13 protein-coding genes are annotated in these 12390 nt (G+C 49.8%); 3 read left to right on the top strand and 10 right to left on the bottom strand.

What is annotated here, in order from left to right:
* The first annotated feature begins 1 nt into the window (after position 1).
* The 3 genes from ADN00_RS00310 to ADN00_RS00300 are packed head-to-tail and all read left to right on the top strand — an operon-like array spanning position 2 to position 2086.
* Complete coding sequence (locus tag ADN00_RS00310; protein ID WP_075060959.1) at positions 2-1252, top strand: ribonuclease H-like domain-containing protein; 1251 nt, start codon at positions 2-4, stop codon at positions 1250-1252.
* The gene (locus tag ADN00_RS00305) at positions 1245-1826 is read left to right on the top strand and encodes a class I SAM-dependent methyltransferase (protein WP_075060958.1); all 582 of its coding nucleotides are present in this window, start codon (positions 1245-1247) and stop codon (positions 1824-1826) included. The genes ADN00_RS00310 and ADN00_RS00305 overlap by 8 nt, the downstream gene beginning before the upstream one ends.
* Entirely contained in the window at positions 1823-2086 is a 264-nt protein-coding gene (locus tag ADN00_RS00300) for a putative signal transducing protein (protein ID WP_075060957.1), read from the top strand. The genes ADN00_RS00305 and ADN00_RS00300 overlap by 4 nt, the downstream gene beginning before the upstream one ends.
* On the opposite strand, the gene ADN00_RS00295 is transcribed toward ADN00_RS00300, so the two are convergent.
* From ADN00_RS00295 to ssnA, 10 genes are all read right to left on the bottom strand, one after another.
* Positions 2083-2925, bottom strand: a complete 843-nt coding sequence (locus ADN00_RS00295) for an aminotransferase class IV (RefSeq protein ID WP_075060956.1) — start codon at positions 2923-2925, stop codon at positions 2083-2085. The two genes, ADN00_RS00300 and ADN00_RS00295, sit on opposite strands and share 4 nt — an antisense overlap.
* A gap of 92 nt (positions 2926-3017) precedes the next feature.
* Complete coding sequence (locus ADN00_RS00290) at positions 3018-3662, bottom strand: nucleotidyltransferase family protein (protein WP_075060955.1); 645 nt, start codon at positions 3660-3662, stop codon at positions 3018-3020.
* Between the two features lie 40 nt (positions 3663-3702).
* Positions 3703-5922 (bottom strand): xanthine dehydrogenase family protein molybdopterin-binding subunit, encoded by a 2220-nt coding sequence (locus ADN00_RS00285; protein WP_075060954.1) that lies wholly within the window; start codon positions 5920-5922, stop codon positions 3703-3705.
* Between the two features lie 36 nt (positions 5923-5958).
* The gene (locus ADN00_RS00280; protein ID WP_075060953.1) at positions 5959-6324 is read right to left on the bottom strand and encodes a hypothetical protein; all 366 of its coding nucleotides are present in this window, start codon (positions 6322-6324) and stop codon (positions 5959-5961) included.
* A complete protein-coding gene (locus ADN00_RS19450) occupies positions 6325-7740 on the bottom strand; it encodes an FAD binding domain-containing protein (protein WP_082389758.1) in 1416 nt (471 codons plus the stop codon).
* Positions 7741-7902: 162 nt separating this feature from the next.
* Complete coding sequence (locus ADN00_RS00260) at positions 7903-8901, bottom strand: LLM class flavin-dependent oxidoreductase (RefSeq protein WP_075060952.1); 999 nt, start codon at positions 8899-8901, stop codon at positions 7903-7905.
* A 62-nt stretch (positions 8902-8963) separates the two neighbouring features.
* Complete coding sequence (locus ADN00_RS00255) at positions 8964-9503, bottom strand: 2'-5' RNA ligase family protein (RefSeq protein WP_082389757.1); 540 nt, start codon at positions 9501-9503, stop codon at positions 8964-8966.
* Positions 9500-10270, bottom strand: a complete 771-nt coding sequence (cofE, locus tag ADN00_RS00250; protein ID WP_075060950.1) for a coenzyme F420-0:L-glutamate ligase — start codon at positions 10268-10270, stop codon at positions 9500-9502. The genes ADN00_RS00255 and cofE overlap by 4 nt, the downstream gene beginning before the upstream one ends.
* A gap of 57 nt (positions 10271-10327) precedes the next feature.
* Positions 10328-11011 carry an NADPH-dependent F420 reductase gene (gene npdG / locus ADN00_RS00245; RefSeq protein WP_075060949.1) on the bottom strand — a complete coding sequence of 228 codons (684 nt, stop codon included), beginning with the start codon at positions 11009-11011 and terminating at the stop codon, positions 10328-10330.
* A complete protein-coding gene (gene ssnA / locus ADN00_RS00240; protein WP_075060948.1) occupies positions 11011-12375 on the bottom strand; it encodes a putative aminohydrolase SsnA in 1365 nt (454 codons plus the stop codon). Before ssnA ends, npdG begins: the two co-directional genes overlap by 1 nt.
* Between the last annotated feature and the right edge of the window lie 15 nt (positions 12376-12390).

Below are 12390 nucleotides of genomic sequence, written 5' to 3'. Positions count from 1 at the left end.
CATGGAATCGATATCCGACAGACTAAAATCGCTGGGCGTTCAAAAGGGATTTGCAAAGAAAAGCGAATCACGCGATTCTCGCGCGCAACAAGGCCAACGAACACTTCAATCACTGCTGAATGGAGAAGTTCAGACCAATTTCTACGGTGAATCTCTTTCTATCAGAGAGGTATACCCACCAGAATACCGGCATGGTGTAACCAACCTTTCACATCCCATCGACACGGATGTGATTTGCAAGGTATCCCGGTTGGCATCAGACATCAATCTACAGTTGGATGAAATCCTGTTCCTGGATACAGAAACCAGCGGCCTGGGTGGCGGCACTGGAACCTTTGCATTTTTGATTGGCCTTGGGTTTTATACCGGGCAGGGATTTCAGGTGCAGCAGCTCTTTATGCGTGATCCATCAGAAGAACCCTCCATGCTGGCAGAATTGATCAAAATTACTACCAGATTCAAAGCAGTTCTGACTTATAATGGCAAATCCTTTGATATTCCCCTCTTGAACAACCGTTATATTCTCAACGGGCTAACCTCACCTTTCATCCAGTACCCCCATATTGATTTGCTGCAAATTACGCGTAAAATCTGGTCAAACCGGTTCGACAATCGTTCACTCGGCCATCTGGAAAACCAATTGCTCGGTTTTTTCCGCAGCGGAGAAGAGGTTCCCGGCTGGATGATTCCGCAAATCTACTTTGACTTCCTGGCCGATCATAATCCAATCCCACTCTCGGGCGTTTTCTATCACAACAAAATTGATATTCTCTCCCTGGCCGGGCTGACGCTGCTGGCCGGAGAAACGCTATCTTACCCAAACTCAACCGATATTCACCAACTAGACCAGTTGAGTGTGGCCAAAGTCTATCAAACCCTGGGCAGAACTGAAGAAGCCCTGTCTATCTACGATCAATGTATTCAGAAAGACCTGACACCACCGCAACAATTACAGGCGATCATGAACTCAGCCGAGATGTGTAAACGAGACAGAAAGTGGGACCTGGCCTTGCCGCTTTGGAAGGAAGCGTCGCGCTTGGGTTCCATTGAGGCTTGTATTGAAATAGCAAAATATCTGGAACATACCACTAAAGAATATGATGACGCGCTGGCCTGGACTGAGAAAGCCAGAATGCTCATTCTGAATCAAACCAGTTATTACTATCAACAGATGAAGCTGGCAGAAGTGGAAAAAAGAAGCCGGCGCATCCAACAAAAAACCCAACGCGAGAAATCCACCAACAATGACTGAAGCGGCAAAAAAGTGGAACCAACGGTATTCCGGCGAAATCCAGGAGGGGTTAAAAACTCCCCGCCAGTTGCTCCTGGATTATGAATACCTTCTGCCGCGCCGGGGGTACGTTTTAGATCTTGCAATGGGGCTGGGCGCCAATGCGGGCTATCTGCATCAACGCGGCCTGAACGTGGTTGGGGTAGACATTTCCACCACAGCTGCTCTCAACGCCCGGGAGTCTTTCTCTGACCTGCCTATTTTTGTCGCTGATCTCGAAAACTGGCGATTCACTACGACCTTCGACGTTATTCTCAATTTTTATTATTTCCAGCGGAATTTGGCCGCGCAATTCTCTTCCATGCTGAATCCCGGCGGATGGTTGTTGGTTGAGACATTGCATTGGGATATACTGGAGGTAAAGCCAGATATTAACCCCGATTACCTGGTGCAACCCCGCGAGCTGCTTGACCTTGCCTCTGGCTTTGATGTGCACCATTACTTTGAGGGTTGGATTCAGAACAGCGCAGGGCGCAAAAAATGGGTTGCTCAATTGGTGGCAAAAAAAAGAAATAACGGTGGGAGAAAATCATGACGACGTTCAACTATGTTGATGTATATGAAGCCCAGGGTTTTCTAGCCGCAGAAATGATCCGCTTATATTTGGAATCGGCGGGGATTGACGCGAAAGTTGCTCAAGAGAGCGCCGGTCTGGCAATAGGCCTGACCGTAGGCCCATTAGGGTTGGCAAAAGTCCTGGTGCGCGCTGATCAGGCAGATGAAGCCGTGCGTCTTATTATGGAGATGGAATCATCCACAAATGATCTGGTGGATGATTCTGATGAAGAACTTTAAATTTCTTCGTATTCCGAAACGATTCGTCTCTTTAGTAATTCTATTAATTTCTTTGTCACCACGCCCGGGATGCCGTTACGAATCGGCTGTTGGTCAATCTCCCGAATGGGCAGAACTAGACGGCTGGTGCTGGTGATAAAAGCCTCTTCAAGCCGCGGCAGTTCATCCACGCGGACAGGCTTGTAAACAATTTCAAATCCAAACTTCTGAGCTTCTTCAATCAACGCAGACCGGGTAATTCCCAATAAAACTCCTTCTTCAGCTGTGAATATTTTATTATCCAACACACCAAAAAAGTTGCTGGTTAACCCTTCTGTGATTTCGCCACTGCTGTTAACCATCAGAATTTCTTGCAAATCCTGATTTAGGCGGCTCTTCAATTCTTGTGAACGAATAATAAAGTCGGTCAGCTTCGCTTTAGGATTATCGCGCTCCAACAAAGTCGTTTCAGCACTAGCGCCAGTTTCATACAGCTCTTTTGCCGGTGTTACTAGCGGCTCATAAGATAGATAGATCAGACCTGGATTCTCTTGCAGGTCGAGGGTAATGCGAATGCGCAATTCCCTTGTCAATTCACGATGTACAATTTCGCGGATGGTTCCGCGTAATTTCTCATAATCAAGCTGGATTGGTTTACCGGCTAACGCGGCCGTCTCTTCCAGGCGCAGAAAATGATTTTCAAGCGAAACGATTTTGTAATGATCGTAAGTTCGAAAAGTTGTATAAGCCCCACCCGGCAGCAGCTTGGATATCTGATCCAGATTGGCGTCTGGTGAGATCGGAAGCTCACCTTCGGATAGAATCTCGTATTTACCGTTTAGTTTCCATACTTGTGCCATGATAATTGACTCCATTAATAATCGGAGATTATAGCATTGATTTTGTAGATAATTATGATGACAAGTTAAGAATATTTTTTGACTACACGCATTTATATTAAATTTGTTAAATCATCCAAATCCGCGCGCTGGTCAACATCATCAAAAACGTGTTCATCGGCCCACTGCACAAGCTTTACTTTCGCGCTCGCAAATAACGTCCGCGCACCTGCATCGCCTCGCAAACTCATTACTCGCGCAAACACTTCCCGATTGACCAAAACCGGATTCCTTAACTGGCCGTTGGACTGTGGAACAATAAAATCAAACCCGGCATCAAATTGTGCCAATAATTCGCGAATCAATACTGCCGGAAGCCTGGGTTGATCGCTCATCAGGATTATCGCCCCACCCACATCCACAGGCAGGTTGGCAAGTCCCATCCGGATCGAGGTGCTGATCCCTGAAGGCCAATCTGCATTGTAGTGAATGGTAATTGGATAGTTGCGCAGTAAAATCTCAATTTCATCATGATACGCTCCGGTGATCAGCAACACGGGCTCCAAGCCACATTCCAGCGCCTTCTCCACGATTCCCACCACAAGAGGCTTTCCCTGAAAAAGGGCTAGTTGCTTTGCGCCTCCAAATCGCGTTGCGCCTCCGGCAGCCAGGATAATTCCAGCAATCCGTATTTGAGTTCTTGGGGTTTGCACAGGCATAATCAAAAAAAGATCTTGTGATAGAAAATCAGGGCTCACCAGGCAACTGGTAAGCCCTGAAGCGTCTGATCATTCCCTCCTACTCAGGCAGCTTACCAAGCGCGGCAAGCATCCTTTCGGGTGTTACCGGAAAACGATCGACCCACACGCCCACAGCATCGTGAATCGCGGCCGTAACGGCTGGAGCAAGAGGCAGGAAGGGCATTTCAGCCATGCCCCGCGCTCCCCACGGCCCTGTGGGGTCCGGATATTCCAGAATTACGCTGTCCACCTGATCAGGGATATCCAGAATGGTGGGGATTAAATAAGTAGATAAGGTCTTGGTCAGCACCTGACCGCCCCGCTGAATAAAGTCCTCCAATACAGCATACCCTGCCGCCTGAACCACGCAGCCCTCAATTTGCCCTTTCACCAGATCCGGATTGATCGCTTTGCCCACATCGTCGGCGCAGATCACATTGATCAAATGAACATGCCCTGTTTCGATATCTACTTCCAGTTCGACCGCCTCTGCCACATACCCATAAGCGATATTGGGGAAAGATTTACCGGTCATTGGCTCAAAGGGGGTTGTTTTCCGCGCTAGATAACGATACGAGGCTTTTGCCGGGCGTTCTTCGTTTTTCCATTGTTTAAGCGCCTGGTTTGCCGCGCCGATAATGGAATTACCTGCCATCATAGTCAATCGTGAAGCAGAAGCGCTCCCTGAATTTAATGCCGTAGCGGTATCGGAATAATGTGTCTCAATCATTTCCACCGGCACGCCCAAAGCGGACGCGGCCATTTGCTTAAGAACGGTATGGCCGCCCTGCCCCACATCGGCGCCGGCATGGTAGAAAACCACTTTCTCAATTTCCGCATCACCATACAATTCAATGGTAGCCGAGCACTCTTCCTGAAAACCAAAACTGAAACCAATGTTCTTGAAAGCGCAGGCCAGCCCTCGCCCACGCCGCAGGTTGCTGCCTGCTGGCGCCGCCGGTGTTTCTGGCCGCCGCCAGCCTTGTTCGGTCATTTGCCAGCCGGCTTTTTCCGCGCAGACAGCCAGCACTTCGGGCATGCTCACGCCCTCCGGCAAAGCCGTACCTACAGTCAGAATGGAACCCTCTTTTACCACATTGCGTGCGCGCAACTCTACCGGGTCCATGCCCAGCATTTCTGCCAGTTTGCTCATCTGCTGCTCGGCGGCAAACGCGCCCTGCGGGCCGCCAAAACCCCGGAAGGCCGCGCTGGGAATGTTATTGGTGAAAACATTGTAACCGTCGATATTGGCATTTGGTATTTCATAGGGAGCGGTGCTATTGATCAGCGCATTGCCCATGACCGTGGTGGATGTATACGCGTATGCGCCCGCGTCCGCGTATAGTTTCACTTCCGCGGCGACGACTTTACCTTCTTTCGTCGCGCCCCATTTCGCGTGGATCCGATAGGGGTGTCGCTTGGCATGCCCGACGATTGATTCCTCGCGACTCCAAATGATCTTTACCGGGCGGTTAATCCCACGCTGTTGCAGCCGCCAGGCAGCCAGCGCCAAAACGATCTGGACCGACATATCTTCCCGGCCGCCAAACGCGCCGCCAATCGCAGGGTATATAACCCGCACCTGGTCAAGCGGGAGGTCTAATGCATGGGCAATCTCTTCCTGCTCTTCATGCGTCCATTGGCCAGAGACAACTACCGTTACCCGCCCCTCCTCATCGATATAAGAGAGGCCGGCTTCTGGCTGCAGGAAAGCGTGTTCTTGAGCAGGGGTTTCATAAACGCCTTCAACAATGACATCCGCCTGCTTGAAGGCTTCTTCGGCATTCCCATGCCGGATCTGAACATGATTCAAAATGTTCGAGCCGTGATCAGGGTGAATCAATTCTCCGTCTTCTTGTAATCCATCGTCAATAGAACTGATCACCGGTAAATCTTTGTACGTCACGCGAATCAGCTTTACAGCCCTGGCCGCAATCTCTTCTGTCTCCGCGACCACCAATGCAACCTGGTCTCCTATAAACCGAACCCGATCAGCATAGGGTTTCGTGGAACCCGGACCGCACAATACCGGCTGGTCAATGATAATTTGGCCATATTCATTAACCGGCACATCTTTGGCCGTAAAGACAGCAATCACACCTGGCTCCTGTTCCGCCTCAGATGTGTCAATTGCCTCAACAATCGCATGCGCGCGGTCAGAGAACAAAATCTTCATATAAGCCTGATCCGGAAGATTGATGTCGCCCGGATACATCGCTTCGCCTTTGACTTTCGATACCGAATCAATTTTCTGAACAGACTGTCCGATATAAGACATATCAGCTCCTGGAATGTGAATAAACAGGGTCAATGATTATCTGCGATATTTTCCGCCGCGGTAAGAGGTAGGCGGAACGTCTTTTGGCCCATATCGTGGAGGGCCAAAAATACCATAAAGAATAAAGGTGATAAACGAGAAAATCAAATACAAGAGAAACACCATTACCAAAGTCAGGATGATCTTGACATAGAGCAATGGGTCCCCCGTTGGCGCAATCAGATCGCGCGGAATTGCAACCCAGCCGTTCTGAGCATTGGCATCTATGAGAATTAAAGCCGCCGAATAAGCGATGACCGGCGTCAAGATCGCCAGCCCGAAGCCTACACCGCGCCAGATCGGGTGTGTTAATGTTCCCCTGGCAGGTCGGTTTTGTGAAGAGTAGTTATCATATTTTCCCATCTACCCTCCTTCAGCCTTTCGAGTAATCGTTCGTTCCACTGCGTCGATGATGCTGTAATACCCTGTGCATCGGCATAAATTGCCTGTGAAGGCCTGTTTGATCTGATCTTTGGAGGGCTGAGGCAATTCCTCCAATAAAACCGCAGCAGACATCAAAAATCCTGGTGTGCAGTAACCACACTGAACTGCGCCTGCTTCCACAAAAGCCTCCTGCACCGGGTGCAGCCCTGCCTCATTGGCCAACCCCTCCACTGTGCGAATCTCGGCCATGTGCGCGCGTGCTGCCGGCACCATACAGCTCATGACCGCCTTTCCATCCAGAATTACTGTACAGGCCCCGCACTCACCCTCCGCGCAGCCCTCCTTCGTTCCGGTAAGACCAACATCTTCTCGCAAGAGACGCAGCAAGGTTTTCTCGAACCCGGATTGAAGAGTATAATCTTTGCCGTTTACACGGGTCTGGATCACTCCTCCAGGGTATTCAACCTTTTCAGGCAAAGTGCTGACCAGGTCGCTTGCTTTCAAATACACCGGCTGATCCGGAATGGCAGATAAAAATCCTCCATCAGAAATCGCGGATAACGCCCGGCGGGTAATGACACGCGACATGGCTTTTCGATACGCAGCAGTCGAGCGCACATCACTGATCGGTTTTGCCACTTCCATCGCCAACCGGGCAGCCTCTTCAATCGTCTCTGAATCTAATACTTTTCCGACCAGATAATCTTCTGCTTGAGCCACTCGAATAATGGTAGGCGCCACTGCGCCCAAGCTGATCGCTGCGTGCGTCACCCGGTTCTGCTCAAAACCTGCAACCACCGCGACATTGACCAGCGATATCGCTTGCGCTTTTCGAAGAGCAAGCTTGATGAAATAGCCCTTATCGTTTTTCTTCAAGGATGGGATTTGAATTTCATATACAATCTCATCAGGCTTCAAAACTGTCTTGCGTACGCCCAGATAAAAATCTTTCAAGGCAACGGTTCGCTCACCATTTTTTGATTTCAAGACCAAGCTGGCATCGAGAGCCATCAGAGGGGTTATCGTGTCATTTGCAGGAGAAGCTGTAACTAGATTCCCCGCGATGGTGCCCCGATTGCGAATTTGAGGTGATCCAACTTCCCAGCATGCCTGAGCCAGCGGAAAGGCGTGCTCGCGAATGAGTTTTGAGGCGACACATTCATTATGAGTAACATTGGCACCAATATGAATGATGCCATCTTCATCCAGATCAATTTGGTCCATTCCAGGCACGCGAGAAATGTCAATCAAGGTCTGAACATCCTTTCGCGCCCCTCGTTCGATTTCTAAAATGATATCAGTGCCGCCCGCAACTACGCGTGCCTCATGCTGGTATTTGGCAAGTGCATCCAGAACTTCATCGATGTGAACAGCGCTGATGTATCGATTCCACATATGGCCTCCAGAAAATGGATAAGAGTTACAATCTCGATTTAATATAGTAGCTTAATCTATTGATTATGACAAATCAGAAATGAATGCCTATACGCAATTTTTCCAGCCGGCATTTCCAGACCACGAAAGACCAGAGATGCCGGCCGGACAGCATCGTTTTTATCAATTCTGGGCAAATGTGTCAATCAGCAGGCGAATATCACCGCCCGCGCTGTACAGGATGGGGCATGTACACCCGTTCTTTCGATATTCATTCACCTTGGTTCGGGCTTCCTCCGGTGTTCCCGAAGCGGTAATTCGCTCAATCAGCTCGTCAGATACAAAGTGTTTGGCTTTTTCAATTTGCTCGTGGGTCGCCGGCCACCCCAAAATGGATTGGATCTCAGCCACAACATCCATCGAAACATTAGACGCCTTGGCGATATGCGGTTGCTGGGCCAGATATTGGGTCAGCAACATGCGCGTCGCGTCATAAGCCTTATCATGATCGTGGTCGACGGAACACACAATCAACTGCGGGCGGTCAATATCCTCCAGCTTGCGCCCAGACCTGGCAGCCCCGATACTAAGTAGTTCCAGCGCTTTTTCGTTATAAGATGGCTCAACACAGTAATTCAGGACCACGCCATCTGCAATCTCCCCTGACAATTCCATCATTTTGTCGCCAGTCGCGCCAATCATCAGCGGAACATTGCGCGGCTCTCTGCGGCCATGCACCACATCTAATTCAATATCTTTCACATGCACAAATTCACCGTCATAAGATACCCGCTCCAAATTCAGCAATTTGCGCATCACCACAATCGTTTCATACATGGCACGCAAAGGTTTCTTCCGATCGATGCCAACATTGGCCGCAAGCGGGTCCCACCATGCACCAATCCCACAAATGATCCGATCAGGAGCCAGATCATCCAAGGTCAGGTATGTGGCTGCTAATAAACCAATATTGCGCGTCCAGTTGTTGATCACACCGGAGCCAATTTTGATCTTCTCGGTCACAGCTGCGTAAGCTGCCATCGGCACAATCGCATCCCGAACCAACCGGCTTTCCGCCTGCCAGACCGCCTCGAATCCACGCTTTTCGGCATATTTCACATACTCCAGGCCGTCGCGCAAATCGTGTGCGTCTTGCAAATAAAGTGCTACTCGTTCTGCCATATGATCCTCCGCTGGTATTTCAAGTAATCGTTTTCAAATCCGATGCACCTTGCTTGATTTGTCTACCCTGTGAAAGCATACTTCATTGCAACACCATATTGATCCAGGTTCTGATAAATGAGGCCAATTTCTTTCACGCTCAGCTTCATGGGACGAAACCGAAAAACAAGCTGACGCACCGTGCAGGCTAATCGCTCCACATCGTGCTCGTGATAAGCCAGGGTAATATGCGGAATCCATTGATCTGGTTCATAAAAAAGACTGGTTCCATTGGTTTTTTGTGAGATCGCCTGCCGCATTGTTTGGTGAAGCCGCACCAACGTCTTATCTTTTTGCAATCCCAAATACACAATGGGGTGGTCGCCAGTGAAAATTCCGATATCCACCACGTTCACTTCAAAAGGAGGGTAATTCTTAGCCGCAGCGATCAACGCCTGTTCCACCTCCCCGCTGAGGAGTGATTCGCCCACAAACCAGGAAAAATGAGGAATGGGAGAAATGGATATCCCATCCAAACTACAAACGCACTGTATCCAGTCCCACAATTCTCTTGTGCGATCATCGGTTTTTATATCAAACAGTGAGGCAATTGCATAAATCATCGAAATAGATCTTGGTCTTTCGATCGAATCAGTTCTTTCAAACTCGATGATTCCTTGAGTGGATAAGGGAATCCCTTTACAATCACCACAGGCGATTTTTCGTCGGCCTGTCCCATCATTAATGAAGCTGCGCCAGCCAGTTCGTCTGCCGCCGCGATGAGCGTATTTTGCAGCCGGTACCCATACATATCCTGCATGCCGCGCATATCCACAATTCCAGGAACACCAGCCAATCCGATGGTGATGCCAACCGTCCCATTTCGCCAGGCCCTGCCGTGCGAATCAATAATCAACACACCCACATTTACCCCAATCAACCGCCATACTTCGGCCCGAAACTCTCGCGCAGACTGGTCTGCGTCTTTGGGTAACAACAGATACCATAATTGGGGGTCTTTACCTTCACCCCTCACATTGGAATGGTCAATTCCCGCGTTCGCGCAGACAAATCCATTGCGGTGCTCCACGATGATCACGCCAGGCCGCATCCGCAGAACTTCCCGGCTTTCCTGCAAGATCAGCTCTACCAGCCGGGGATCTTTCTGCGCCACTTGTGCGACCTGAAGTGCCTGGTCACCAGCCTCAACATCCACCAGATTGACCAGGCGGCCTTCGGCTTTGGATACAATTTTTTGTGCCAGAACAAGAATATCGCCATCCTCAACCGGCACGTGATCAGCATCCATTGCCTCGAGAATCAGTTCCACCAGGTTGTCGCCAGGGTGAATTTCTGGCATGTTCCGCAGGGTTGTAAGGGTTAATGGCATGGTTTCCTGCTATCCAAATTCTTATAGGTGCCCAACCAACAACATTGGCTCAGTCAGCTATTTCAATGGAACGCCTGTGATGCGAATTCCGGAAGAGGTAACTCCATACCGTTTGTTAATTCCGATGAGAATAGAGGTCAGCCCTTCTACGACAACGGAATTTTCCAATGGGCCGGCATCCCACCCAATCAGACCGGCTTCCTTCACTAAAGCCAGGACTGTTTCTCGCGCCTCTTTGGAAGATCCGCATACCAGAATATCACAATCCACATCTTCGCCTTCCAAAAGATTCTCATACGATATATTTTGAAAAGCGGTCACTACCGCCACCCCTTCGCCCAAAACTTGCTGCGCCTCCAACCCGGCGGAACCCGCCGGCGGCATTTGCACGCGCGTAACCTTGGGCGGAACCAGCGGCACGGTTACATCAATCAGCGTTTTTCCCTGCAAATAAGGCTTCAAGTATTCCAGCATGCTTACATGGGCAGCAAAGGGCACCGTAAGAACAACAATATCACCCTCTTGGGCCGCTGCTGCGTTTTCCTTACCCACAACCACACCCACGCCATCAAGCAGCTCTCTCACTGCGGCAGCAGCTGTTTCGGCTTTTTCATTACTGCGCGATCCGATGATGATTTGGTAGCCTGCTTTCGCCCACCGGTAGGCCAGGCCTTTCCCTTCTTTTCCTGTTCCACCAATGATCGAAATCGTTTTGATGTTATCGAGAATGGGATCTTTCATCATGCCTCCAAGGTTTCTTGCGAGATAGTTACGAATCGCTTCCAAACATCTGGCGCGAACCCCAACGCTTCACGCGCAATCTTTTCTTCATCAATCCAAATCAATTGACGATTCTGCATTAAGAACTTGCCTGCCACCATCGTGGTGGTGATCATACTGGAGTGGAAACCAAATACAATATGCCAGGGCAGGTTTCCGGTGGTGAGAGGAGTGTAAGGATGATAATCCACAAAGATCAGGTCTGCCTGAGCGCCTGGCTCAATTTTCCCAATTTTGCCCACGTTGAACAGGTCAGTCGCCAGCTCAGCGTTGTTGTACACAGCCATTTGTTCGATCAATGAAGCCGGCATCCTGCGGGAATCGCGGTGCCACAACTTATGCACAAAATAAGTTGCCTTCCACTCTTCCCACATATCATTCGACATCCCATCATTTCCCAGTCCAAGGCGAACACCTGACCTAAGCATGCCTTCCACCTGAGCCATACCAACTGCATTGTTCATATTGGAGCGAGGCTGGTGCGTAACCCAGGTGCCCGTTTCTGCCAGGATATCAATCTCTTTTATATCTACATGTACGGCGTGCGCGACAATGCTGTTTCTTCCCAAAATCCCATGCTTCTGCAGCCGGTCAATCGTCCGTAAACCCGATTTCGTCAGGCTATCATATTCGTCAGCAGCATCTTCTGCCGCGTGAATGTGGAATCCTGCCCCCACATTATTTGCCCTCCGGCAGGCATCCAGGGTTTCTTCAGATAGGGTCAAACCTGCATGAAGCCCAAATAACGCGCTCAACCGCCCATCACCAGGGCGGGAGGACTGCACCTTTCGGATGAATCGCATATTTTCTTCCACGCCAGCCTTCATTCGTCCTTCACCGCCCCGGTCAGTAACCTCGTAGCAAAGCGCAGCGCGGATACCCGTTTCATCCACCACATCAGCAATGACATCCAATGAACCATCAATAAAGTTCGGGGATGCGTGGTGATCGATCAGAGTCGTCGTTCCATGCTTGATCGCATCCAAAATACAGACATACGCCGAAGCGCGCACGCTGTCTTCATCCAAAGCCTGGTCCAATCGAAACCACAATTTTTGTAGAATTTCGGTAAAGTCTTTCGGAGCAGCCCCCGGAATGGCCATCCCGCGCGCGTAGGCACCATAAAAATGAGTATGCGCGCAAATATTGCCCGGCATCACATATTGCCCTTTGGCGTCAACCAGTTCCTCTCCTGGATATTCTCGCAGCAGATCCTCAACAGGAGCAATCTTCTTAATCATATCTCCCTGAATCAAGATCGCCTGTCCATCCAATATTCGGTTCTCTTTTTCCCAGGTAATAATTTTACCGTTTTTGATAATCATCTCGTCTCCATTCAT

Origin of the sequence: Ornatilinea apprima (assembly GCF_001306115.1) — a bacterium.
GTDB classification, from domain to species: domain Bacteria; phylum Chloroflexota; class Anaerolineae; order Anaerolineales; family Anaerolineaceae; genus Ornatilinea; species Ornatilinea apprima.
Note: the sequence above shows the minus strand (reverse complement) of the source record. Positions and strands in the feature narration are given on the sequence as shown.

What these genes read in the sequence shown, in the direction of transcription:
- ADN00_RS00310 (WP_075060959.1), top strand. Translation starts at nt 2, where the DNA reads ATGGAATCGATATCCGACAGACTAAAATCGCTGGGCGTTCAAAAGGGA.
- ADN00_RS00305 (WP_075060958.1), top strand. Translation starts at nt 1,245, where the DNA reads ATGACTGAAGCGGCAAAAAAGTGGAACCAACGGTATTCCGGCGAAATC.
- ADN00_RS00300 (WP_075060957.1), top strand. Translation starts at nt 1,823, where the DNA reads ATGACGACGTTCAACTATGTTGATGTATATGAAGCCCAGGGTTTTCTA.
- ADN00_RS00295 (WP_075060956.1), bottom strand. Translation starts at nt 2,925, where the DNA reads ATGGCACAAGTATGGAAACTAAACGGTAAATACGAGATTCTATCCGAA.
- ADN00_RS00285 (WP_075060954.1), bottom strand. Translation starts at nt 5,922, where the DNA reads ATGTCTTATATCGGACAGTCTGTTCAGAAAATTGATTCGGTATCGAAA.
- ADN00_RS00280 (WP_075060953.1), bottom strand. Translation starts at nt 6,324, where the DNA reads ATGGGAAAATATGATAACTACTCTTCACAAAACCGACCTGCCAGGGGA.
- ADN00_RS19450 (WP_082389758.1), bottom strand. Translation starts at nt 7,740, where the DNA reads ATGTGGAATCGATACATCAGCGCTGTTCACATCGATGAAGTTCTGGAT.
- ADN00_RS00260 (WP_075060952.1), bottom strand. Translation starts at nt 8,901, where the DNA reads ATGGCAGAACGAGTAGCACTTTATTTGCAAGACGCACACGATTTGCGC.
- ADN00_RS00255 (WP_082389757.1), bottom strand. Translation starts at nt 9,503, where the DNA reads ATGATTTATGCAATTGCCTCACTGTTTGATATAAAAACCGATGATCGC.
- cofE (WP_075060950.1), bottom strand. Translation starts at nt 10,270, where the DNA reads ATGCCATTAACCCTTACAACCCTGCGGAACATGCCAGAAATTCACCCT.
- npdG (WP_075060949.1), bottom strand. Translation starts at nt 11,011, where the DNA reads ATGAAAGATCCCATTCTCGATAACATCAAAACGATTTCGATCATTGGT.
- ssnA (WP_075060948.1), bottom strand. Translation starts at nt 12,375, where the DNA reads ATGATTATCAAAAACGGTAAAATTATTACCTGGGAAAAAGAGAACCGA.